The sequence below is a fragment of the uncultured Oscillibacter sp. genome, from assembly GCF_950073225.1.
GTDB lineage: Bacteria > Bacillota > Clostridia > Oscillospirales > Oscillospiraceae > Oscillibacter.
The window spans coordinates 91,137-112,617 of record NZ_CATMPS010000002.1; the positions used below are offsets into that span (position 1 = coordinate 91,137).

A 21,481-nucleotide genomic window follows, 5' to 3' on the forward strand; every position below is an offset into this window, starting at 1 on the left:
ATGGAGTTTCAGCGGCAATTGGAGGAAGCTCGGGAGTTGACGGAGGCCCGCCTGCGGACGTTTTTCTCCGGCGGAGGGCTGGAGGAGGCAATGCGCTACAGCCTCCTGGCCGGGGGCAAGCGCATCCGGCCTATTTTGACCATGAAATTCTGCGAGGCGGCGGGGGGAACCCTGGAAGAGGCACTGGACTTTGGCTGTGGAGTGGAAATGCTTCACACCTATTCCCTCATCCATGACGATCTGCCCTGCATGGACAACGACGATCTCCGCCGGGGGATGCCCACCAATCACAAAAAGTTCGGCGAATGCGTCGCCATCCTGGCGGGGGACGCCCTCCAGGCGGCGGCGTTTCAGACGGTATTGTCCGCCAAAGGAAAGTGGCGGCACGGCGGAAAGGCGGCTGTGGTCATGGCGGCGAAGATTCTGGCGGAGGCCGCCGGAGAGACCGGCATGTGCGGCGGGCAGTACTGGGACACCGCGGGCGACGGGCAGCCCCGGACGGCGGAGGACCTGACGGACATCAACAACAAGAAGACCGGGGCCCTGCTCCGGGCGGCGTGCATGATGGGGATCTGCGCCTCCATGGGCCGCCGGGAGGTGGACGAGAGCTGCATGGACGCCGCCTGGCATTACGCGACGAACTTGGGGCTGGCCTTCCAGATTCGGGACGACATTCTGGACGCGGTCTCCACCGCCGAGGAGCTGGGCAAGCCCGTGGGTTCCGACGCGGCGAACCAAAAGGCCACCTATGTGAACCTGCTGGGGGTGGAAGCCTGTGAGGCGCTGGTGCTGGACTACACCGTCCGGGCCAAGGAAGCCCTGGACGCCGGCCGCTGGCTGGGGGACACGGCGTTTCTGCGGGAGCTGGCGGACAGCCTGGCGGTGCGCAAAAACTGAGGAGCGTCATTCCTGGAAAACTTGATTCCGGGGGGAGAAGTGTGGCAAAGAATATTTTGAATTGCCTGGAACGGGGCATGAGCGGCTTTTCCAAGGGCCAGAAGCGCATAGCCTCCTATATTTTGGAAAACTATGACAAGGCGGCCTTTATGACCGCCAGCCGCCTGGGCATCCTGGCGGGAGTCAGCGAGTCCACGGTGGTGCGCTTTGCCTCCGAGCTGGGCTATGACGGTTATCCCAGCATGCAGCGGGCCTTACAGGACATGATCCGCAGCCGCCTGACCTCCACCCAGCGCATCCAGGCGGCGGGGGATATGTATCAAAATGTGCTGCCGGCGGTCATTCAGTCCGACATTGACAAGCTGCGCCAAATGCTCAGCCATGGGAGGCAGGACGAGTTCGACAGGGTGGTGGACAAGATTATGACCAGCCGTCACGTCTACATTCTGGGCGTCCGGTCCTCCTCCTTCGTGGCGGGATACCTCCATTTTTACATGCACCTGCTGTCGGAGAATGTGACGCTGATCCAGTCCAACGCGGCGGGGGAGATGTTCGAGCAGATGCTCCGCATGGGGCCCGGGGACGTGCTGATTGCCATCAGCTTTCCCCGGTACTCCAAGGTCACCATCAACACGGTGAAGTTTGCCCGGGACCGGGGGGCGGAGATCATCGCTATCACGGACAATGAGCTTTCCCCGGTGTATCAGCTCTCTCAGGCGGCGCTGCTGGCCCCCTGCGAGATGATCTCTTTTGTGGACTCCATGGTGGCGCCGCTGTCTCTCATCAACGCCCTGCTGGTGGCCCTGTCCAACCGTTACGGAGCGGATGTCTCCGCCACCTTCGCGGAGCTGGAGGACATTTGGAACGAGTACGGCGTATTTGGGAAGATGGACGATGAGTAAGGAAATCGTGGTAATCGGCGGTGGCGCCGCCGGGATGATGGCAGCCATATCTGCGGCGGAGCGAGGAGCGTTCGTGACGCTGCTGGAGCCCAACGAACGGCTGGGGAAAAAACTGAACATCACCGGAAAAGGCCGGTGCAATCTGACGAATAACGCGGGGCCGGAAGAGCTTCTGGCGAATATTCCCTGCAATGGGAAATTCCTTTACAGCGCCTTTTCCCGCTTCAATGCACAGGATGCCATGGCCTTTTTTGAAGACCTGGGCGTGCCGCTGAAGACGGAACGGGGAAACCGGGTGTTTCCGGTGTCCGACCGGGCCTTCGATGTCAGCGCCGCCCTGGAGCGGCGGCTGAAAAAAATGCGGGTCCGCGTGGTCCGGGACCGGGCACGAAGCCTGGAAATCGAGGACGGCGCGGTCCGGGGCGTCGCCGGGGAGCGGGAGCGCTATCCGACGGAGGCCATCGTCTTAGCCACCGGCGGGGTGTCCTATCCCGCCACCGGCTCTACCGGCGAGGGCCACCGCATGGCGGCGGAAGCCGGGCACACGGTGACGCCCCTCCGGGGCTCCCTGGTGCCCTTGAGAGACTTCGGCGTGGGGCGGAGCCTCCAGGGCCTGAGCCTTCGGAACGTGGGGCTGACGGTCTTCGAAAATAGTAAAAAAATCTATACAGACTTTGGGGAATTGGTGTTCACCCACTTCGGACTCAGCGGTCCGCTGATTTTGTCGGCCTCCGCCCACATGCGGCGCTTTGGGGAACGGGCGTATCATTTGGAAATTGACTTGAAACCGGCGCTGGATGAAGCCGCTTTGGACCGGCGGCTGCTGTCGGATTTTGAGAAGTACAGCAATCAGGATTTTTGCAACGCCTTGGACGACCTACTGCCCAAAAAGCTGATTCCGGAGATTGTCCGGGCCTCGGAAATCGACCCCCGGGAAAAGGTCCGCAGCATCACCCGGGAACAGCGCCGGGGTCTGCTGCGGGTTTTGAAGCATTTCCCCGTGGTTATCGCAGGGCCCTGTCCGGTAACAGAGGCTATTGTTACTTCCGGCGGCGTGAAGGTGCGGGAAATTGACCCGGCCACCATGGCGTCGAAATTGATCCGCGGACTTTACTTTGCCGGGGAGATCATCGATGTGGACGCCTATACCGGCGGATTTAATCTCCAGATTGCCTGGTCAACCGGTCGGGCCGCCGGGATTTCCGCAGCTGGCGAAGGTTAGGAGGATTTCTTTATGAGTACGATACGCGTGGCCGTCGACGGTCCTTCCGGCGCGGGAAAAAGCACCTTGGCCAGAGCCGCCGCCGCCGCACTGGGTTTTTTATATGTGGATACCGGGGCGATTTACCGGACAGTGGGACTCTCCGTCCGGGACCGGGGAGTAGACCCCGGAGATGAGGCCGCCGTGGCGGAGATGCTGCCGCCGCTGCGGATAGAGCTCCGGTATGACGGAGAAGGCGGGCAGCGCATGTTTTTAAACGGGCGGGATGTCAGCGGGGAAATTCGGCTGCCCGAGATTTCCCGGTATGCCTCCGCCGTCTCTGCCCTTCCGGTGGTCCGGGCCTATCTCATGGAAACCCAGCGGGATTTGGCTCGAAAGCATGACGTGATTATGGATGGCCGGGATATCGGTACCGTGGTCCTGCCGGACGCGGAGGTGAAAGTGTTCTTAACGGCCTCCGCCCAGGCCAGGGCGGAACGCCGCTGCCGGGAGCTGGAGGAGCGGGGGACCCCCCAGCCCTTTGAGGAGGTTCTCCGGGACATTGAGGATCGGGATTTCCGGGATACCCACCGGGAGGCCGCTCCCCTGCGCCGGGCGGAGGATGCGGCGCTGCTGGACACCTCGGCGCTGGACTTCCGGCAGAGCCTGGAGGCGCTGCTGGAGATCATTCGGGAAAGGACTGGCCTATGAAACCCTTCAACCGCTTGTTCATTTTGATTTACTATGTTGTGGGCTTCGTCGCCCGCGTGCTCCATCCCACCTCTGTAGAGGGTATGGAGAAGCTGCCGAAAAGCGGGGTGCTCCTCTGTCCGAACCACGCCAGCAACTGGGACCCCATTCTGGTGGCCCTCCGCCTGCCCATCAATTATCGATTGCACATCATGGCCAAGGAAGAGCTGTTCCAAAATCCCCTCCTGGGCTGGCTGCTGAAAAAGGTGGGGGCGTTCCCCGTCAGCCGGGGGAACAACGACATCAGCACCGTCCGCACCGCCATCCAGGTTTTGAAGGAGGGGGACAATCTGCTGATTTTTTCCGAAGGAACGACCATCCGAAACGGGATCGGCTACATAGACGGCCTGCCGCCTCAGGCCAAGGCGGGTGTTGCCATGATCGGCGTCCGTACAGGAGCTACACTGGTGCCGGTCTTTGTGGACGGGGAGAAGAAGCTGTTCCATAAAACCCGGATCATTTTCGGCGACCCTTACGAGCCGCACTACACCGGCCGCCGGGGCACCTCCGAGGAAATGCAGAAAATCGCCGACGACCTGCTGGCGGCGGCTTATGCCCTGGGCGGGCAGGCCGTGGGAGGGAAGCCGCTGTGCGGGTGACGCTGGCGCAGAGCGCCGGGTTCTGCTACGGCGTCCGCCGGGCGGTGGAGCTGGCCCGGCAGACCGCGGCGGAGACGGGCCGCTGCTGGATGCTGGGGGACCTCATTCACAATGTTCATGTAGTGGAAGAACTGAAAAGCATTGGAATTCAAAAGGCCGAAAGTGTAGAGGCTTTACAGCCTGGCGACACGGTGATTATCCGTTCCCACGGGGAGTCCAAGCAGATTTTGTACTGTTTGGAAGCCCGTGGCGTCCGCTGTGTGGACGCCACCTGTCCCAATGTCCGCCGCATTCAGATCCTGGCGGCCCAGGCGGAGGAGGAGGGCCGGACTCCCGTCATTATTGGCGACGCGGCCCACCCGGAGGTGGCCGGGATCGCCAGCTGGTGCGGGCATCCGTTGATATTCAGCGGTCCGGAAGCGGTGGAAGAATGGCTGAAACAGGACCCAAAAGCCCGGGAAACGCCGGTGACGGTTGTTGCACAAACAACGTGCATTCGTGAACTTTTTGAAACTTCTTGGAAAATCGTAAAAAAAGAGTGTACAAACGCAAAAAAATTTGATACAATATGTACCGCTACGCATAAGCGTCAGTCTGAAGCGGCCATTCTCGCCGCGAAAGCGGACGTCATGGTCGTGGTAGGAGACCGTAAAAGCGCCAACACCAAACATTTGACGGAAATTTGTAAGGAGAGCTGCTCCCGCGTTGTCCAGATCGAAAATGCGGACGAGCTCCCGCCGGATTTTTTCAGTGGTTGTTTTGTTGCGGGCCTTACGGCCGGTGCTTCCACGCCAGCGGGCATTATTAAGGAGGTATATGCAGCCATGAGTGAAGAAATCAAAGCGGTGGAGAACAACGAGGAGTCCTTTGAGGAACTGCTGAACCAGTCCTTCAAAACTTTAAATACAGGAGAGAAGGTAACCGGCATCGTCACCGCCATCACCCCGACGGAGGTGCAGGTGGATGTGGGCGCCAAGCAGGCGGCCTACATCAAGTTCAGCGAACTTTCCGACGACCCCAACGCGAAGCCTGAGGATGTGGTGAAGGTAGGCGACGAAATCGAAACCTACATCGTCCGCGTCAATGATGTGGAGGGCTATGCCGAGCTCTCCAAGAAGCGCCTGGACGCCGTAAAGGCCTGGGAGGATATCGAGCGGGCCGTGGACGAGAAGACGGTAATGGAAGGCGTTGTCACGGAAGAGAACAAGGGCGGCATCGTGGTGTCCGTCAGGGGTGCGCGGGTGTTCGTTCCCGCCTCTCAGAGCGGCCAGCCCCGGGGCGCGGATCTCTCCGCCATGAAGGGCCAGAAGGTCCAGCTCCGCATCACAGAGGTCAACCGTGCCCGCCGCCGGGTGGTGGGCTCTATCCGCTCCGTCTCCGACGAGGCCCGCCGGGCCGCCCAGGAGGAGATTTGGGCCAACATCGAGGTGGGCAAGCGCTACACCGGAACCGTAAAATCCATGACCACCTACGGCGTATTCGTCGACATCGGCGGCGTGGACGGCATGGTACATATCTCGGAGCTGAGCTGGAGCCGCATCAAGACTCCTTCCGAGGTGTGCAAGGTGGGCGACACCATGGAGGTTTACGTCATCTCCTTCGACCCCGAGAAGCGGAAGATTTCCCTGGGCGTCAAGGACCACAACGTGGACCCCTGGCAGGTGTTTATGGACAAGTACGCCGTGGGCGACGTGGCTTCCGTCCGCATCGTAAAGCTGATGACCTTCGGCGCTTTCGCCGAGGTAGTTCCCGGCGTGGACGGCTTGATTCATATCTCCCAGATTGCCGATCGCCGCATCGAGAAACCGGAGGACGTGCTGTCCGAAGGTCAGATTGTGGACGCCAAGATCACCGCTGTGGATGAGGAGCGGAAAAAGATTTCCCTTTCTATCCGCGCCCTGCTGGCCCCCTCTGTGGAAGAAGCCGCGGAGTACGAGGCGGAGGAGTAAGGCTTCACAAACCGGAAAAATCCCAAGATTTCAGAGGCAGGCCTATCGGTCTGCCTCTTTTCTTCAAAAAACATGTTATTTTTTTCACGTTTTGACGTTGCAATATTTTCCCAGAGATGTTATACTATTGAATAGAAATGTCATACTGCAAAAATTTACCTTTCGCCGCTTGCGAAGAGACAAAAGAAAAAGTTATATGGAGGAATCTGCTATGAGCTACCAGGAGGAATACCGTCAGAAACTGACTACCGCGGCCGAGGCCGTCAAGGCCGTCAAGTCCGGCGACTGGCTGGATTACGGCTGGACGGTCTGCTCTCCCAACGCCTTGGACAAGGCCTTGGCTGCCCGCATGGGGGAGTTGAAGGACGTAAACATCCGGGGCGGCATCCTGACCCGCCGTCCCGCCATCTTTGATGTGCCCGGCGCCGCTGAACATTTTGCCTGGAATTCCTGGCATATGAGCGGCATTGAGCGGAAGGCCATCAAGGAGGGCTTTGCCTATTATATCCCCCTGCGTTATTCCGAGCTGCCGGGCTATTACCGGGACTGCATCAAGACCCTGGATGTGGCCATGTTCCAGGTGGCCCCCATGGATGAGCACGGCTGGTTCAACTTCGGCCCCGGGGGCTCTCATCTGAAGGCGGTGTGCGATTGCGCCAAAACCGTCATCGTTGAGGTCAATCAAAACATGCCCGTGTGCCTGGGCGGCTTTGAGAACTGCGTACACATCAGCGACGTAGCCATGGTGGTGGAGGGAGAGAACCCTCCCATGGAGATTTTGGGCGGCGCTTCCGCGGCCTCCGAGGTGGACCTGGCCGTGGCGAATTTGGTGGTGCCGGAGATCGAGGACGGCGCCTGCCTCCAGCTGGGCATCGGGTCCATGCCCAGCGCCATCGGCAAGATGATTGCCGAGTCCGATTTGAAGGACCTGGGCGTCCATACCGAAATGTACGTGGACGCCTTTGTAGACATGTCTATGGCGGGCCGCATCACCGGCGCGTGCAAGCCCTTCGACCGGGGCCGGCAGACCTATGCCTTTGCCGCCGGGACCCAGAAGCTCTATGACTTCTTGAACAACAACCCTGAGTGCATGGCCGCGCCGGTTAGCTATGTCAACGACATCGCCCGGGTGTCTCAGATCGAGAAATTTACCTCCATCAACGGAGCGGTGGACATCGACCTCTACGGACAGGTGTCCTCCGAGTCCTCCGGCATCAACCACATTTCCGGCGCCGGCGGGCAGCAGGACTTCGTCATGGGCGCGTACCTGGCCAAGGGCGGCAAGAGCTTCATCTGCTGCTCCTCGTCCTTCACGGACAAGAAGTCCGGCCAGCTGAAATCCCGCATCCGGCCCACCTTGGTGGAGGGCTCCGTGGTTACCGCCACCCGCACAAACCTCCATTGGATTGTGACGGAGTACGGAAAATTCAACGTCAAGGGCAAGTCCACCTGGGAACGGGCGGAGGGCCTGATCGGCTTGGCCCATCCCCAGTTCCGGGAAGAGCTTATCGCCGAGGCGGAAAAAATGCGCATTTGGCGGCGCTCCAATAAGCGCTGAGCCGCCGCTTTCTCTGCGGGGCCTCTGCTGTGTGGTGTTTGTCTCACAGGAACTTCGTTGGACAGCAGTCCCTACCCAGGGCAGTCTTAGCACGGAATCGGAAAAACCGGCACGGAATTCGAACCAGCATGGAATCGAGCGGATCAAGAGGCAAACAACACAGCGGCGGAGGCCGCGACAGGGAAAGGGGTGTCCATGTTCCAAATCGGAGACCTGATCGTGCACCCTATGCACGGGGCAGGCGTCATCGATGATGTCATCCAGGAAAAGGTGGCGGGCAAAGTGAAGGAGTACTATGTCTTCAAAATGCCCGTAGGCGGGCTGACTTTGAAGATTCCCACCGCCAACTGCCAGGCCATCGGTATCCGGACCATCATTTCAGAAGCGGAGGCGGAGGCGTTTTTCGCCGGCATCCCCGCCTTGGAGGTGGAGTCCAACGCCAATTGGAACAAGCGCTATCAGGAAAACCTTCTCCGGCTGAAAAGCGGGAACCTCAACGAGGTGGCCCGGGTGGTGAAGGGCTTGATGCGGCGGGATTCCCGGCGCGGGCTATCTACGGGGGAACGGAAGATGCTCCACAGCGCGAAGCAGATCATCATCTCCGAGATCGCGCTGGTGGAGGGCTGCGCCTACCAGGACGCGGAAGAGCGGCTGGAACGGGCGGTGATGCAGAAGCCGCCGGTTCCACAGTAAAATGGCGCAAGGGCCCCGCTGGGGCAGAGAGGGGTTTTGCAATGCTGCCGTTTTTTAAAAAAGTGCGGGAAGCCAGGCGACCCCGCTGTGCCGCGCTGGTGGCGGCGGCGGGCAGTTCCACCCGAATGGGCGGCGTGAACAAGCTGCTCCAGCCGCTGGAGGGCGTTCCGGTTTTAGTACGGACCCTGGCGGCCCTTCAAGTGGCCGGGAGTGTGGACGAGATCATTGTCGCCGCCCGGGAAGAGGACATTCTGGAGATCTCTCAGCTTTGCCGGACCTATGGTCTGACAAAGTGCACAAAGGTAATCCGGGGCGGGGAAAACCGGGTCCATTCCGTGCTGCTGGCGGCGCTGGAGGCCTCGCCGGATATGGAGCTTTTGGCGGTGCATGACGGCGCCCGGCCTCTGGTGACGCCGGAGCTGGTGGATCGCGTCGTGTCCGCTGCCGCCCGGTGCTCCGCCGCCGTCCCCGCCGTGGCGGTGAAAGACACGGTAAAGACGGTCCGGGAGGACGGCGGAGTGGAGGGGACCCTGGACCGGGAACGGCTTCGGGCCGTCCAGACCCCCCAGGTCTTTGAGGCCAGCCTGTTGAAGGCCGCTCTCCAGTCCGCCCTGGAGCAGGAGGCCCCTGTCACCGACGACGCATCTGCCGTGGAGCGGCTGGGGAAGGTGGTCTTCCTGGTGGAGGGCGAGGAGGAAAACCTGAAAATCACCACTCCGGCGGATCTGATTCTGGCGGAAGCCGTCGTGAAGGCTCGGGAGGAAGGGCGATGACGAATCTGCGGATCGGCCACGGCTACGACGTTCACCGTCTGGTCCCGGAGCGGAAGCTGATTCTGGGCGGTGTGGAAATTCCCTGGGACAAGGGCCTTTTGGGCCACTCCGACGCGGACGTGCTGGTTCACGCCGTCATGGACGCTCTGGCGGGAGCCGCCCGCCTGGGGGATATTGGAAAGCTGTTTCCGGATACGGACCCGGCTTACAAGGGCATTTCCAGCTTGAAGCTGCTGGGGGAGGTGGGCCGCCTTTTGGGAGAGAAGGGCTTTGCCGTGGTGAACATTGACGCGGCCTTGCTGGCTCAAGCGCCCAAGGTGGCCCCCTACAAGGCCCAAATGGCGGAGAACATCGCCGCCGCCTTGAGGATTGAGCCGGAGCAGGTCAACGTCAAGGCCACCACCGAGGAGGGGCTGGGCTTCACCGGGGACGGCTCCGGCATGGCGGCCCATGCCGTGGTTTTGCTGGAACAAAGCCCCTCGTAAGCGCGTACCATGCCAAATCGATTTCCGCGCCCCGCTTTTCCGCGGGGCGTTTTTGTGCCCTGACACCTTTCGCTCCAAGTCCCATAATATGGGAGAGAAAGGAGGAGTGTTTGTGGAGCACTATATCATCCTGGCCCGCTCCGTAACCTACGCCCAGCGGATGCAGAAGTCCCTGGGGCGGGCGGGCATCCGCTGCCATGTCTTCCGGCCTCCCAGAGACCTGACGGACATGGGCTGCGCCTATGCCGTGCGCATAGCGGTTTCCGATCTGCCGGGGGCTCTGACCGCCCTGCACAGGGACGGCCTGGACCCCGTTCAAATATTTTTGTTCCAGAAGGGCCTGTACCAGGAGGTGGAGGCATGATTTATTTTGACAGCGCGGCCACCAGCTTTCAGAAGCCCGCTTCCGTTGCCGCCGCCATGTGGGAGGCCTTGGCCGCCATGAGTTCCCCGGGACGGGGCGGTTATTCCGCCGCTGCCCGGGCCGCCGACGCGGCCTTTCAGTGCCGCTCGGAGCTGGCGGAGATGTTCGGCATGAAAAACCCGGAGCAAGTGGTATTCACGCTCAACGCAACCCACGCCTTGAACATCGCCATCAAAAGCCTGGTTCCGCCGGGGGGGAAGGCAGTCATCTCCGGCTATGAGCACAACGCCGTCACCCGGCCCTTGGAGGCCCTGGGGGCAGATGTTTCCGTAGCAGCCGCCCCGCTGTTTGAGCCGGAGGCGGTGACGGCGGCTTTTAACCGCCTCATTGTCCCCGGGACCGACGCCGTGGTTTGCAGCCATGTGTCCAACGTCTTTGGCTTCATCCAGCCGGTAGAGGACATCGCGGCCATTTGCCGGAGCCGGAGAGTGCCCTTTATCATCGACGCCTCCCAGTCTGCGGGGGTTTTGCCCCTGAATATGGGAGCTCTTGGCGCGGCCTTTATCGCTATGCCGGGGCACAAGGGACTCTACGGCCCCCAAGGCACCGGCGTACTGCTGTGCCGGGAGGACGTTCCCACCCGGCCCCTTCTGGAGGGGGGAACGGGAAGCCAGTCTATCCAGCAGCAGATGCCGGATTTCCTGCCGGACCGTCTGGAGGCCGGGACGCTTAACATGCCTGGAATCGCAGGACTGTTAGCCGGTATCCGCTATGTCCGCCGGGGAGGGCAGGAAAAAATTCTGGCCCATGAAAAGCACCTGACCCAAATTGCCGCCCAGGGGCTGGCGGCCATGCCGGGTATGCGAATCTTCGCCTCTCCCGGCCTTCGGCATCAGACCGGGGTGCTGTCCCTGACGGTGGAGGGACTGGACGTGGAAAGCATCGGCTCCGCCCTGGCGGAACGGGGATTCGCCGTTCGCACGGGCATTCACTGCGCTCCCAGCGCCCACCGAACGGCGGGAACGCTGGACACCGGCACCGTCCGCGTCAGCTTTTCCGATTTCAACACGCCGGAGGAGGTAGCCCGGCTGCTCCGGGTGTTTCCTGGGGCCTTGGGGCGGGCTTTCTGAACAGACCGTGAATTTTCCGGTAATTTTCCCTTGGTTTACCTTGCTTTTTACCGCCGGGTTCTATATAATCTATAGTATTCATGACCTGACGTTTCTCTCAGCGGAAACAGCCGCTTTCCCGGCGGCCCAGAGGAAAGGGATGACGACGTAAAATGAATGTGACGCTGACGGAGCTGTTTGCCACCATCGGCCGGTATCTGCTGACCATTGAGGTTTCGGATGTTTTGGATATTGCCATCATGGCGTTCGCGCTCTATAAAGTACTGACCCTGGTGCAGACTACGAAAGCCGCCAGCCTTTTGAAGGGGCTGTTCGTTTTCCTGGCGGCTCTGCTTTTAAGCTACCTGTTTGGACTGAACGGCATCTACTATCTGCTGAGCCGAATGGTGGAGGTGGGAGTGCTGGCGCTCATCATCCTGTTCCAGCCGGAGATCCGCCGGATTTTGGAGGAGATGGGAAGCCGCCGCATCCTGGCCCTCTTCACCCGGACGGAGAACGCCAGCGTTCTGGAGCAGACCATCGAGCAGACCGTCCTGGCCTGTTCGGAGATGTCCCAGTCCCGTACCGGCGCGCTGATTGTGTTCGAGCGGGAGATTCTTTTGGACGACATGGTCCGCAGCGGCACAGTGCTGGATGCCGCGGTGTCCAGCGAGCTTTTGAAAAATATCTTTTTTGTCAAGGCGCCCATGCACGACGGGGCGGTCATCGTCCGCCACGGTCGGGTGCTGGGGGCGGGGTGCATGCTCCCCCTGAGCAAGAACGTGAATCTGTCCCGGGATTTAGGCATGCGGCACCGGGCGGGCATCGGCATGAGCGAAAACTCCGACGCGGTGGTGGTCATCGTATCGGAGGAGACCGGCTCTATCTCGGTGGCCACCGGCGGAATGCTGAAACGGCATTTGAAGCCGGAGACCCTGGATAACCTCCTGCGGAACGAACTGCTTCCGCAGGAGGAGGCCGGGACGGAAAAGCAGAAATTCAGCCTGACGGGCCTGCTGCGCTCCAGGAAGGACGGAGGTGCGTAAGGTGGAAAACGAGAAGATCGGACGCCGGAGGGTCGTCTATGTGCTGCTGTCCATTTTGGTAGCCGCCGGTATTTGGCTCTACGCCGATTTAACCAGCGGCCCCAACGGCACGCCGCAGACCCAAACCCGGGAGTTCCTGGAGATCCCCATTGAGTATTTATATGAGAGCACCCTGACGGACCGGGGGCTGATGCTGGTAGACGAGGACACGGACCGCACCATTGATTTGGAGCTGAAGGGCACCCGCTGGCTGATTTCCAGCCTGGACCGTTCGCATATCCGGGTGACCGCCAGCCTTTATGATGTGACCAGCGCCGGGGTGCAGCGGGTCAACTACGTCGTTAGCTTTACGGATTCCAGATTTGGCAACAACGCCATCCAGCGGGAAAACGCCAGCTTTGGCATGGCGACGGTAAACATCAGTGAGCTCTACAGCCGGACCATCGACGTCAGCTGCGAGCTGGTGGGCGGCGTGGCGGACACCTATTCCGCCGGGCAGGTGGAGCTCTCCCACACGGAGGTGGAGGTCCGGGGCCTTCAGGAGGACATCAACCCCATCAGCTACGCCAAGGTCACCCTGGACATCGGCGCCAACGCGGTAGAGACGGTATCCCGGGACCTGGAGCTCCAGTATTATGACGAAAACGGCCGGATTTTGGACAAGTCCGGCATCTACTCCTCGGCGGAGACCGTCCGGGCCACGCTGCCAGTGTTCGTCACCAAGGAGCTGCACCTGGCGGTGGACTTCATCGACGCCCCTGGCTGCCGCGCCCGGAACACGGAGTATGTCATTGAACCCCAGACCATCGCCGTCACCGGGGACGCCACCAGGCTTAAGGACGTGGAGACCCTGAAGCTGAGTCCCGCCTACAACCTGCTGGAGCTGGGGACCACGGCCTCGGAGAACTACACCACCACCAACTACCCCATCATCCTGCCGGACGGCTGCACAAATGTCAGCGGCGTCACCCGGGCCGCCCTGCGCATCCGGTTCAAGGACATGACCAGCGCTACGATTTCTACGGAAAATATCTCCTGGCTGAACCTGCCGGAGGGCAAACGCGTGGAGCTGCTGACGGACAGCCTGGCGGTGAAGGTCTTTGGCACCGAGGCGGACGTTGCCGCCCTCACGGGAGAGGACATTGCCGTAACGGTGGACCTGGACGATTATTCCGCCGCCTCCGGCACCTATACCATTCCCGCGGAAGTGACGGTAAACAAGGGAGATGTGGGCATCAGCGGCCTGTATCAGATTCAGGTCACTATCCGGGAGGGCGGCGAGGAGCCGCCGCCGGAGGAGGAAGCGGGACCGGAAGACGTGGAGGCCGCCGCTCCCGCCGGGGAAGACGCGCAGACAGGGGGAACGCCATGACGCAGATTGCAACGGTTGAACGAATTCTGGACTCCGGGCATGCCGAGATTTCCGTCCCCCGGAAATCCGCCTGCGGCCACGACTGCGAGGAGTGCGCGGGCTGCGGCGTCACCGGCGCGGCAGTTCATGCCAAGGCGCTGAATCCCATCGGGGCCCTTCCGGGGCAGAAGGTTGTGGTGGAGAGCAGTACCAAGAAAATGCTTCGCATTGTAGCTCTGGTTTATCTGATCCCAGTGGCCCTGTTCTTTCTGGGCTATCTTGCCGCCATGGCGGTGACCGCCAGCGTGGCGGTCCAGTACACCGCCGCAGCCGCGGGCTTCATCCTGGGCATCTTGGGGGCTATCAGCTATGACCGCCGCCTCCGGGCCAGGGGGGGACTGTCCTTTACCATTGTCCGGCTGTTCTGATGTTCGGCTATGTCAGGCCGCCTCAGGATCTGCCGGAGGAGGAGTTAAAACGCTTCGGCCGGGCCTACTGCGGGCTCTGTCACGCCTTGGGGGAACGGTACGGAACGGCGGCACGGTTTATCCTGAACTACGATTTCACCTTCCTGGCCATCCTTCTTTCGGAGAAAGAGGAAGGCCCCATCCATCACGGCCGCTGCGCCGCCCATCTCGTCCACGGGCGGGAACGGCTGGAATCCAGCCCGGCGCTGGCCCTGGCGGCGGACGAAAGCGTGATTTTAGCTTATTGGCAGGCCCGGGACGGCGTGGAGGACCATGACCGCTTCCACGGCTTGAAATACCGGGGGGCCTCCGCCGTTTTGGAACGGGCCTACCGGAAAGCCGCCAAGGCCCGGCCGGAGTTTGATGTATCCACCCGCTGCCAGCTGAACCGGCTGGCGGAGCTGGAACGGGAGAACTGCCCGTCTATGGACCGGGCGGCGGATACCTTCGCCGTGCTTTTGCAGGGAGCCGCCCAGGCGGTGAACGAGCCGGTCCGGCGGCGGGTGCTGGAGCAGATATTCTACCACCTGGGCCGCTGGGTCTACCTGGTAGACGCGGCGGACGATTTGAAAAAAGACGCCGCCTCGGGAAACTACAACCCGGTGGCCCTGCGCTATGGGCTGACGGATGGCGTCTGGACGGAGGAAGCCCGGCAGAGCTTCGCCGCGACCCTGGACCACTCCATCCATATGATGGCCACCGCCTTTGAGCTGTGGGACTTCGGCGTCTGGACGCCGGTTTTGGAAACCACCCTCTATACCGGCCTTTTCCGCGTGGGAAAGGCGGTGCTGGACGGCACCTTCCGGGGCGGGGGAAACAAGAGAGAAACGCAGGAGAAAAACACATGAACGATCCCTATCAGGTACTCGGTATTTCGGAGAGCGCCACCGACGACGAGGTCAAGCGGGCCTATCGGGAGCTGGCAAGGAAATATCACCCGGACAATTACCATGACAATCCCCTGGCCGACCTGGCCCAGGAGAAAATGAAGGAAATCAACGCCGCTTACGAGGAGATCAACAAACGGCGCAGCGGCGGGGGCAGGACCACCGGCGCCTCCTACGCCGGAGGCTGGCAGCAGTCCTATGGCTCCAGCGGGTCTTCCTCCGTTTTCCAGCAGGTTCGAGCCGCCATCCAGATGGGCGATATTGCCCGGGCGGAGGCGCTTCTAAACAATACCGGCGACCACAACGCCGAGTGGAATTTTCTCAAGGGCGCGGTTTGCTACCGAAGAGGCTGGATGGACGAGGCGATGCGTTATTACCAGACCGCCTGTCAAATGGAACCCAACAACCCGGAGTACCAGCGGGCGCTGAACCTGATGAGGAACGGCTCGCCCTACCGCCCCGGAGGGGAGCCCTTTGGGACCTTGTGCGCCGGAAATCCCTGCCTGACCCTTTGCTGTGCCTATACCCTGTGCAACGGCGGCTACTGCTGCTTTATCTGAAAATAAGGGGAGATTGCCATGATTAAGAGCATGACCGGCTATGGCCGGGCCAGAGAGACGAGGAACAGTCGGGATATCACGGTAGAGGTCCGGGCGGTTAATAACCGCTATTTGGACTGTACGGTGAAGATGCCCCGACTGTATATCTTTGCCGAGGACGCGCTGAAGGCGCGGGTCCAGAAGGCGGTCTCCCGGGGAAAGGTGGATGTGTTCGTCACCGTAGACGCCTCCGCCGCCGATGTGACGCAGGTAACGGTCAACCGGGAGCTGGCGGGGCAGTATGCCGCCGCCTTGAATGAGCTGGCGGAGATCTGTGGCCCCGCGGCGTATAAGGCGACGCCGGAGGTCCTGGCCCGGTTTCCGGACGTGCTGTCCGTCACCAAGGCGGATGAGGACCTTGAAACCGTCAGCGCCGACCTCTGCGCCGTGCTGGACGCGGCCTTGGCCGCGTTCAACGAGATGCGGGGCGTGGAGGGCGCCCGGCTGGCGGAGGACATTGGGAACCGCCTGAGAGCCATTGAAGCGTATACGGGGCAGGTGGAGGCCCGCTCCCCGGAGACAGTGGCGGAGTACCGCGCCAAGCTCACCGCCCGGATGCAGGAGGTGCTGCAAAGCGCTTCCATCGACCCTCAGCGCATTCTCACCGAGGCGGCAATTTACGCCGATAAGGTGGCGGTGGATGAGGAGACCGTCCGTTTACGGAGTCACGCGGCGCAGCTTCAGACGATGCTGGAATCCACGGAGCCCATGGGGCGGAAGATGGACTTCCTCATCCAGGAGGTCAACCGGGAGGCCAATACCATCGGGTCCAAATGCGGCGACGTGTCCATCGCCCAAGTGGTGGTGAACCTGAAAGCCGAAGTGGAGAAGATGCGGGAACAGGTGCAGAACGTGGAGTGAGTATGGAGTTCATCAATATCGGTTTTGGGAGCATGGTCTCCCGAGAGCGGGTGGTGGCCATTGTGGGCCCGGATTCCGCCCCCATTCGCCGCATGACCCAGGAGAGCCGGGAACGGGGGATGCTCATCGACGCCACCTATGGGCGGAAAACCGCGTCCATTTTCATCATGGACAGCGACCATGTGATTTTGTCAGCCCTGCCGCCGGAAAAATTCGGCGCGGGGGAAGAGGAGGAAGCATGAAAAAGGGAAAGACGTTCATCGTGTCAGGACCATCCGGCGTGGGGAAGAGTACGGTGCTCCAGGCGCTTTTGAGCAAGAGGGACGACCTGTATTTCTCCGTGTCCGCCACCACCCGCCCTGCCCGGGAGGGTGAGACGGACGGCGTCCACTACCACTTTCTGGATGTGGAAACCTTTCAGCAGTGGATTGCGGAAGATCAATTTTTAGAGTATGCCGAGTATGTGGGAAACTTCTACGGCACGCCGAAGCGCTTTGTGGACGAGGCCATGGAGCAGGGGAAGGACGTGATTTTAGACATTGAGATTCAGGGCGCGATTCAAATCGCAGCCAAGCGGCCGGAGACAATCCGCATTTTCATCGCCCCGCCCAGTTGGGCGGAGCTGGAACGCCGGCTCAGCTCACGGGGGACGGACAGCCAGGAGAAAATCCAAAAGCGGCTGGTCCGGGCCAAGGTGGAGTTTCAGACGGCGCATACCTATGATTACTTTGTCATCAACGATTCCGTGGAAAACGCGGTGCGGGAGCTGGAGGCCATTATGACCGCCGAGCACTGCCGTCCCCAGGAGCGTATGGAGATCATCAGCGGTAAGTAATTGCCATAAACTGCAACAGGAAAGGAAGTCAATTGACTATGATGCTGTATCCCGCCATGAGCAAGCTCAATTCTTATATCCCCAACCGTTATATGCTGGTAAACGTGGTGGCCCGCCGGGCCCGCCAGATTGCGGAAGAAGCCGAGATGACCGGGCTTCACCTGGATGAAAAGCCGGTGACTCTGGCAATCCACGAGGTGGCTGACGGCAAACTCACCTCCGGCGACGCTGACACGGCCGCTGAAGAGGCGTAACGCCGCCGGATGGAGACCTCACCCATCGTAAAAGTGGCGGTCAGTGCCGCGCCTTATCACATCGACAAACCCTATGACTATCTGGTTCCGGCGGAGCTGAAGGATTCGGCGGTCCCCGGCGTCCGGGTGACCGTACCCTTTGGTCGGGGAAACAAACTGTCGGAGGGCATGATTCTTGCCAGGGGCGAGGGAAAGAAGGTCCAGGGCCTGAAGGCCCTTTCCGCCGTGTTGGACCGGGAGCCGGTACTGGACGGAGACGGATTGGCCTTGGCCCTTTGGATGCGGCAGCGGTATTTCTGCACCTTGTCCGAGGCGATCCGGACCATTCTGCCTGCGGGGCTTTGGTACCGCCTTCAAGAGATCTGGCGCATACAGGCGGAACTGGACCCGGAGACGGCCAAAGCCGCCGCCGGGGGGATCCGCCGGGGGGTGGAGATTCTGGATGCGCTGGAGCGCTCCGGCGGTTCCGCCGGGCTGGAGGATTTGCGGGAAGTCTGCGGGGACGACATTCTTCCGGCGCTCCGGGCTCTGGAGAAGGCGGGAGTGGTCTGGCATGAGACGGCGGCAAAGCAGAAGGTAGGGGACAAGACCCGCCGGATGGCGGAGCTGGCCCTCAGTGCCGAAGAGGCCCTGGCCCTGACGGAGGCAAAGAAGCATTCCTCTCCCGCCCGTTATGAGGTGGTGAAGCTGCTGGCCGCAAACGGAAAGACGGCCTGTGCGGAAATTACCTACTTTACCGGCGCTTCCGCAAGAACCTTGCGGGAAATGGAGAAGGCGGGGCTGCTGGCCTTTTCCGAGGCGGAAGAGCTGCGGGTCTTCCTGCCGGGAAACACGGAACCGGGACCTCCCATCGTGCTGAATGAGGAACAGCAGACGGCTTTTGAGCGGCTCCTCGGACTGGCGGAGGCAGGCCGGGCCTCCGGCGCGCTTTTGCAGGGCGTGACCGGAAGCGGAAAAACCCAGGTCTATTTGCGGCTGGTCCAGGAGATACTGTCCAAAGGAAGAACCGCCATTGTCCTGGTGCCGGAAATTGTGCTGACGCCACAGATGATGGGGAAATTCTCTTCTTATTTTGGAGACGGCGCGGCAATGCTTCACAGCGGCCTTCGCATGACGGAGCGCTATGACCAATGGAAGCGCATCCGCCGGGGAGAGGTCAAGGTGGTGCTGGGTACCCGCTCCGCCATTTTCGCCCCCTTGCAAAATCTAGGCGTTGTTATTTTGGACGAGGAGCAGGAGGGCAGTTATCTATCGGAAAATCCGCCCCGGTATCATACACGGGACGTTGCCAAATATCTCTGCGCCCGGGATAAGGCTCTGCTGCTTCTGGGCTCCGCTACGCCGTCCATTGAGACGGCCTGGGCGGCGGAGGCGGGGCAGTATCACAAAGAGCTGCTTCGCCGCCGGTATAATGAGCAGAGTCTCCCTCAAGTTCTTATCGCCGATCTCCGCCAGGAGATCAAGGCCGGGAATCCCGGCCTCATTGGGGCGGACCTCCGGCGGGAGCTGGAACAAAACCTGGAAAGGGGAGAGCAGAGCATCCTCTTTTTGAACCGCCGGGGCAGCAGCAGGATGCTGCTTTGCGGGGAGTGCGGCCATGTGCCGGAGTGTCCCCGGTGCAGCGCGCCTCTGACCTATCACTCCGCCAACGGACGGCTGATGTGCCACCACTGCGGACACTCCCAGAGGAGCTTTGACGCCTGTCCGGTTTGCGGCGGCATCATGAAGCGGGTGGGAGCGGGCACCCAGAAGGTAGAAGAGGAGCTGGCGGGCTTGTTTCCCGGCGCGGGAATTCTGCGGATGGACGCGGATACCACGGCGGAGGGCCACGGAAAGCTGCTGCGGCGCTTCGAGAAGGAACGCATTCCCATTTTGCTGGGCACCCAGATGGTAGCCAAGGGGCTGGATTTTGAGAATGTGACCCTCGTGGGGGTTTTGGCCGCCGACCTTTCCTTGTATGTGGAGAATTACCGGGCGGCGGAACGGACCTTTGCCCTGCTGACCCAGGTGGTAGGCCGGGCGGGCCGGGGAAATAAATGCGGCCGGGCAGTCATCCAGACTTACACGCCGGGAAATGGTGTGATTCAATGCGCCGCCCGGCAGGACTACGACCGTTTTTACGAGAGCGAGATTCATATGCGGAAGCTCCGCCGCCTTCCGCCTTTCGCCGATCTCTTCACCCTTACGGTCTCCGGCGTGGAAGAAGGATCGGTGCTCCGGACGGCCATCGGCGTCCGGGACGCGCTGCGGAGGAGGTTTGGGGACGGCGAAGTGCTGGGCCCTGCCCCGGCTCCGGTTTTAAAGGTCAACAACCGTTACCGCTACCGTATCCTGCTGATGGGCAAAAATGACAAAGAAACCCGGGAGGAAATCGGCGGGTTGCTGCGGACCTTTGCCGGAAACAGCGCAAACCGGGGATTTAACATTTTCGCGGAATGCAATGCCGCGGACTAGGAGGTTCAAAGAATGGCATTACGCAAAATTGTGGTGCAGGGTGAGGACTGCCTGAATAAGGTGTGCCGTCCGGTAACAGAATTTAACCGCCGCCTGCATCTGCTGATGGATGATTTGCTGGATACACTCTCCGAGGCAGGGGGCGCGGGACTGGCGGCTCCGCAAGTGGGCGTTCTCCGCCGGGCCTGTGTGGTGATGGACGACGACACGGAGGAATACATCGAACTCATCAATCCGTCCATCATTGCACAGAGCGGAGAACAGACCGGCCCAGAGGGCTGCCTCAGCGTTCCCGGCAAATGGGGGCTGGTAACCCGGCCCAATTACGTGCGGGTCCGTGCTCAGGACCGGGACGGAAAGTGGTTTGAAGTGGAGGGGGAGGGCCTGACGGCCCGCTGCTACTGCCACGAGCTGGAACATTTGGATGGTCACCTTTACACGGAGCATATTGACCGCTTCTTGACAGATGAGGAAGTGGAGGAGTATTTCAGCCAGGAAGAGGGGGCGGACTGATGCGCATTCTCTTCATGGGCACGCCGGACTTTGCCGTAGCTTCTCTCCGCCGTCTTGTGGAGGACGGACACGAGATTTGCGGCGTTCTGACCCAGCCGGACAAGCCGAAAAATCGAGGGCACAAGCTCGCACCAACGCCTGTAAAGGAATATGCCCTCACAAATAAATTGGCGGTTTATCAGCCCGCAGCGCTGCGGAATTCCGAGAGTTTGGAACTGGTGCGCTCCCTGAAGCCGGAGCTGATTGTGGTAGCGGCCTATGGAAAGCTGCTTCCGGAAGACATTTTGAACGTGCCGCCCCTGGGCTCCATCAACGTCCACTCGTCCCTGCTGCCCAAGTACCGGGGGGCGGCGCCCATCAACTGGGCGGTGCTGAACGGGGAGACGGAGACCGGCGTCTCCATCATGTATATGGCCAAGGAGCTGGACGCGGGGGACGTCATCCTGCAAAGGTCCACCTCCATCGGCGAGACGGAGGACGCCCAGGAGCTCACCCGGCGCCTGGCGGAGCTGGGGGCGGAGGCCCTCTCCGAGACTGTCAAAGCCCTTGGGGATGGGACTGCCGCGCGTATTCCCCAGGACCACAAAAAACACACCTACGCCCCCATGCTGGGGAAGGAGCTGTCCCCCGTGGACTGGACCCGCTCCGCCCATGAAATCAGCTGCCAGGTCCGGGGCCTGATTCCCTGGCCCTGCGCGGCGACGGACGTCATCAGCGGCGAGGAGATGAAGCTCTACGCCGTGCAGGAAACCGGAGAGGAAACTTCGGCCCGCCCCGGCACGGTGACGGCGGCGGGGAAGCAGGGGATAGACCTCGCCTGCGGCGACGGGAAGATCCTCCGGGTGACGGAGCTCCAGGCCAAAGGCGGCAAGCGCATGTCCGCCGGGGCTTATTTATTGGGACATCCCATTCAACGCTAAAATTCGAGGGTGCT

Annotated in this window: 24 protein-coding genes; all 24 read left to right on the forward strand. The window is 61.2% G+C overall.

Annotation, left to right across the window (positions count from 1 at the left end; genetic code table 11):
• The 24 genes from Q1M04_RS02065 to fmt all read left to right on the forward strand — a co-directional run bounded on the left by Q1M04_RS02065 (position 1) and on the right by fmt (position 21,467).
• Positions 1-897 carry a polyprenyl synthetase family protein gene (locus Q1M04_RS02065; protein WP_297996890.1) on the forward strand — a complete coding sequence of 299 codons (897 nt, stop codon included), beginning with the start codon at positions 1-3 and terminating at the stop codon, positions 895-897.
• A gap of 41 nt (positions 898-938) precedes the next feature.
• Positions 939-1,799: a MurR/RpiR family transcriptional regulator gene (locus tag Q1M04_RS02070; RefSeq protein WP_293279849.1), complete on the forward strand. Its 861-nt coding sequence runs from the start codon at positions 939-941 to the stop codon at positions 1,797-1,799.
• Positions 1,792-3,021 carry an aminoacetone oxidase family FAD-binding enzyme gene (locus Q1M04_RS02075; RefSeq protein WP_297996888.1) on the forward strand — a complete coding sequence of 410 codons (1,230 nt, stop codon included), beginning with the start codon at positions 1,792-1,794 and terminating at the stop codon, positions 3,019-3,021. Before Q1M04_RS02070 ends, Q1M04_RS02075 begins: the two co-directional genes overlap by 8 nt.
• A 12-nt stretch (positions 3,022-3,033) precedes the next feature.
• The gene (gene cmk / locus Q1M04_RS02080; RefSeq protein ID WP_295755091.1) at positions 3,034-3,711 is read left to right on the forward strand and encodes a (d)CMP kinase; all 678 of its coding nucleotides are present in this window, start codon (positions 3,034-3,036) and stop codon (positions 3,709-3,711) included.
• Positions 3,708-4,349 carry a 1-acyl-sn-glycerol-3-phosphate acyltransferase gene (locus tag Q1M04_RS02085; protein ID WP_204789456.1) on the forward strand — a complete coding sequence of 214 codons (642 nt, stop codon included), beginning with the start codon at positions 3,708-3,710 and terminating at the stop codon, positions 4,347-4,349. The genes cmk and Q1M04_RS02085 overlap by 4 nt, the downstream gene beginning before the upstream one ends.
• On the forward strand, positions 4,340-6,298 hold the full coding sequence (locus tag Q1M04_RS02090; protein ID WP_297996886.1) for a bifunctional 4-hydroxy-3-methylbut-2-enyl diphosphate reductase/30S ribosomal protein S1: 1,959 nt from the start codon (positions 4,340-4,342) through the stop codon (positions 6,296-6,298). The genes Q1M04_RS02085 and Q1M04_RS02090 overlap by 10 nt, the downstream gene beginning before the upstream one ends.
• Positions 6,299-6,509: 211 nt before the next feature.
• A complete protein-coding gene (locus Q1M04_RS02095; protein ID WP_297996884.1) occupies positions 6,510-7,856 on the forward strand; it encodes a butyryl-CoA:acetate CoA-transferase in 1,347 nt (448 codons plus the stop codon).
• A 195-nt stretch (positions 7,857-8,051) separates the two neighbouring features.
• Positions 8,052-8,549, forward strand: coding sequence for a CarD family transcriptional regulator (locus tag Q1M04_RS02100; RefSeq protein ID WP_204789459.1), 498 nt, complete (start codon positions 8,052-8,054; stop codon positions 8,547-8,549).
• Between the two features lie 41 nt (positions 8,550-8,590).
• Positions 8,591-9,322, forward strand: coding sequence for a 2-C-methyl-D-erythritol 4-phosphate cytidylyltransferase (gene ispD, locus Q1M04_RS02105; protein WP_297996882.1), 732 nt, complete (start codon positions 8,591-8,593; stop codon positions 9,320-9,322).
• On the forward strand, positions 9,319-9,807 hold the full coding sequence (gene ispF, locus Q1M04_RS02110) for a 2-C-methyl-D-erythritol 2,4-cyclodiphosphate synthase (protein WP_366131403.1): 489 nt from the start codon (positions 9,319-9,321) through the stop codon (positions 9,805-9,807). The genes ispD and ispF overlap by 4 nt, the downstream gene beginning before the upstream one ends.
• A gap of 112 nt (positions 9,808-9,919) precedes the next feature.
• A complete protein-coding gene (locus Q1M04_RS02115) occupies positions 9,920-10,171 on the forward strand; it encodes a DUF3343 domain-containing protein (protein ID WP_204789462.1) in 252 nt (83 codons plus the stop codon).
• Positions 10,168-11,301 (forward strand): aminotransferase class V-fold PLP-dependent enzyme, encoded by a 1,134-nt coding sequence (locus tag Q1M04_RS02120; RefSeq protein ID WP_293279281.1) that lies wholly within the window; start codon positions 10,168-10,170, stop codon positions 11,299-11,301. The genes Q1M04_RS02115 and Q1M04_RS02120 overlap by 4 nt, the downstream gene beginning before the upstream one ends.
• A gap of 152 nt (positions 11,302-11,453) precedes the next feature.
• Entirely contained in the window at positions 11,454-12,326 is an 873-nt protein-coding gene (gene cdaA, locus Q1M04_RS02125; protein ID WP_293279282.1) for a diadenylate cyclase CdaA, read from the forward strand.
• Positions 12,319-13,698: a YbbR-like domain-containing protein gene (locus Q1M04_RS02130; RefSeq protein ID WP_293279284.1), complete on the forward strand. Its 1,380-nt coding sequence runs from the start codon at positions 12,319-12,321 to the stop codon at positions 13,696-13,698. The genes cdaA and Q1M04_RS02130 overlap by 8 nt, the downstream gene beginning before the upstream one ends.
• Positions 13,695-14,105, forward strand: a complete 411-nt coding sequence (locus Q1M04_RS02135) for a SoxR reducing system RseC family protein (RefSeq protein ID WP_297301289.1) — start codon at positions 13,695-13,697, stop codon at positions 14,103-14,105. The genes Q1M04_RS02130 and Q1M04_RS02135 overlap by 4 nt, the downstream gene beginning before the upstream one ends.
• Entirely contained in the window at positions 14,105-14,992 is an 888-nt protein-coding gene (locus Q1M04_RS02140; protein ID WP_297996879.1) for a DUF5685 family protein, read from the forward strand. The genes Q1M04_RS02135 and Q1M04_RS02140 overlap by 1 nt, the downstream gene beginning before the upstream one ends.
• Entirely contained in the window at positions 14,989-15,591 is a 603-nt protein-coding gene (locus tag Q1M04_RS02145) for a DnaJ domain-containing protein (protein WP_297996876.1), read from the forward strand. The genes Q1M04_RS02140 and Q1M04_RS02145 overlap by 4 nt, the downstream gene beginning before the upstream one ends.
• A gap of 18 nt (positions 15,592-15,609) precedes the next feature.
• Entirely contained in the window at positions 15,610-16,491 is an 882-nt protein-coding gene (locus Q1M04_RS02150) for a YicC/YloC family endoribonuclease (protein ID WP_297996873.1), read from the forward strand.
• 2 nt (positions 16,492-16,493) lie between these two features.
• A complete protein-coding gene (locus Q1M04_RS02155) occupies positions 16,494-16,733 on the forward strand; it encodes a DUF370 domain-containing protein (RefSeq protein WP_293279293.1) in 240 nt (79 codons plus the stop codon).
• Positions 16,730-17,326, forward strand: a complete 597-nt coding sequence (gene gmk, locus Q1M04_RS02160) for a guanylate kinase (RefSeq protein ID WP_293279295.1) — start codon at positions 16,730-16,732, stop codon at positions 17,324-17,326. Before Q1M04_RS02155 ends, gmk begins: the two co-directional genes overlap by 4 nt.
• A 38-nt stretch (positions 17,327-17,364) precedes the next feature.
• Positions 17,365-17,580, forward strand: coding sequence for a DNA-directed RNA polymerase subunit omega (rpoZ, locus tag Q1M04_RS02165; RefSeq protein WP_204789472.1), 216 nt, complete (start codon positions 17,365-17,367; stop codon positions 17,578-17,580).
• 9 nt (positions 17,581-17,589) lie between these two features.
• Positions 17,590-20,034, forward strand: a complete 2,445-nt coding sequence (priA, locus tag Q1M04_RS02170) for a primosomal protein N' (RefSeq protein ID WP_297996871.1) — start codon at positions 17,590-17,592, stop codon at positions 20,032-20,034.
• A gap of 12 nt (positions 20,035-20,046) precedes the next feature.
• Complete coding sequence (gene def / locus Q1M04_RS02175) at positions 20,047-20,547, forward strand: peptide deformylase (RefSeq protein WP_293279301.1); 501 nt, start codon at positions 20,047-20,049, stop codon at positions 20,545-20,547.
• Entirely contained in the window at positions 20,547-21,467 is a 921-nt protein-coding gene (gene fmt, locus Q1M04_RS02180; RefSeq protein WP_297996869.1) for a methionyl-tRNA formyltransferase, read from the forward strand. The genes def and fmt overlap by 1 nt, the downstream gene beginning before the upstream one ends.
• Positions 21,468-21,481: the final 14 nt, after the last annotated feature.

Bases quoted from the DNA above. Each gene is read 5' to 3' on its own strand.
- Q1M04_RS02100 (WP_204789459.1), top strand. From the start codon at position 8,052: ATGTTCCAAATCGGAGACCTGATCGTGCACCCTATGCACGGGGCAGGC.
- Q1M04_RS02120 (WP_293279281.1), top strand. From the start codon at position 10,168: ATGATTTATTTTGACAGCGCGGCCACCAGCTTTCAGAAGCCCGCTTCC.
- ispD (WP_297996882.1), top strand. From the start codon at position 8,591: ATGCTGCCGTTTTTTAAAAAAGTGCGGGAAGCCAGGCGACCCCGCTGT.
- Q1M04_RS02085 (WP_204789456.1), top strand. From the start codon at position 3,708: ATGAAACCCTTCAACCGCTTGTTCATTTTGATTTACTATGTTGTGGGC.
- Q1M04_RS02135 (WP_297301289.1), top strand. From the start codon at position 13,695: ATGACGCAGATTGCAACGGTTGAACGAATTCTGGACTCCGGGCATGCC.
- Q1M04_RS02140 (WP_297996879.1), top strand. From the start codon at position 14,105: ATGTTCGGCTATGTCAGGCCGCCTCAGGATCTGCCGGAGGAGGAGTTA.
- def (WP_293279301.1), top strand. From the start codon at position 20,047: ATGGCATTACGCAAAATTGTGGTGCAGGGTGAGGACTGCCTGAATAAG.
- Q1M04_RS02145 (WP_297996876.1), top strand. From the start codon at position 14,989: ATGAACGATCCCTATCAGGTACTCGGTATTTCGGAGAGCGCCACCGAC.
- Q1M04_RS02075 (WP_297996888.1), top strand. From the start codon at position 1,792: ATGAGTAAGGAAATCGTGGTAATCGGCGGTGGCGCCGCCGGGATGATG.
- Q1M04_RS02155 (WP_293279293.1), top strand. From the start codon at position 16,494: ATGGAGTTCATCAATATCGGTTTTGGGAGCATGGTCTCCCGAGAGCGG.
- Q1M04_RS02150 (WP_297996873.1), top strand. From the start codon at position 15,610: ATGATTAAGAGCATGACCGGCTATGGCCGGGCCAGAGAGACGAGGAAC.
- Q1M04_RS02095 (WP_297996884.1), top strand. From the start codon at position 6,510: ATGAGCTACCAGGAGGAATACCGTCAGAAACTGACTACCGCGGCCGAG.
- gmk (WP_293279295.1), top strand. From the start codon at position 16,730: ATGAAAAAGGGAAAGACGTTCATCGTGTCAGGACCATCCGGCGTGGGG.
- cmk (WP_295755091.1), top strand. From the start codon at position 3,034: ATGAGTACGATACGCGTGGCCGTCGACGGTCCTTCCGGCGCGGGAAAA.
- priA (WP_297996871.1), top strand. From the start codon at position 17,590: ATGGAGACCTCACCCATCGTAAAAGTGGCGGTCAGTGCCGCGCCTTAT.
- ispF (WP_366131403.1), top strand. From the start codon at position 9,319: ATGACGAATCTGCGGATCGGCCACGGCTACGACGTTCACCGTCTGGTC.
- cdaA (WP_293279282.1), top strand. From the start codon at position 11,454: ATGAATGTGACGCTGACGGAGCTGTTTGCCACCATCGGCCGGTATCTG.
- Q1M04_RS02065 (WP_297996890.1), top strand. From the start codon at position 1: ATGGAGTTTCAGCGGCAATTGGAGGAAGCTCGGGAGTTGACGGAGGCC.
- rpoZ (WP_204789472.1), top strand. From the start codon at position 17,365: ATGATGCTGTATCCCGCCATGAGCAAGCTCAATTCTTATATCCCCAAC.
- fmt (WP_297996869.1), top strand. From the start codon at position 20,547: ATGCGCATTCTCTTCATGGGCACGCCGGACTTTGCCGTAGCTTCTCTC.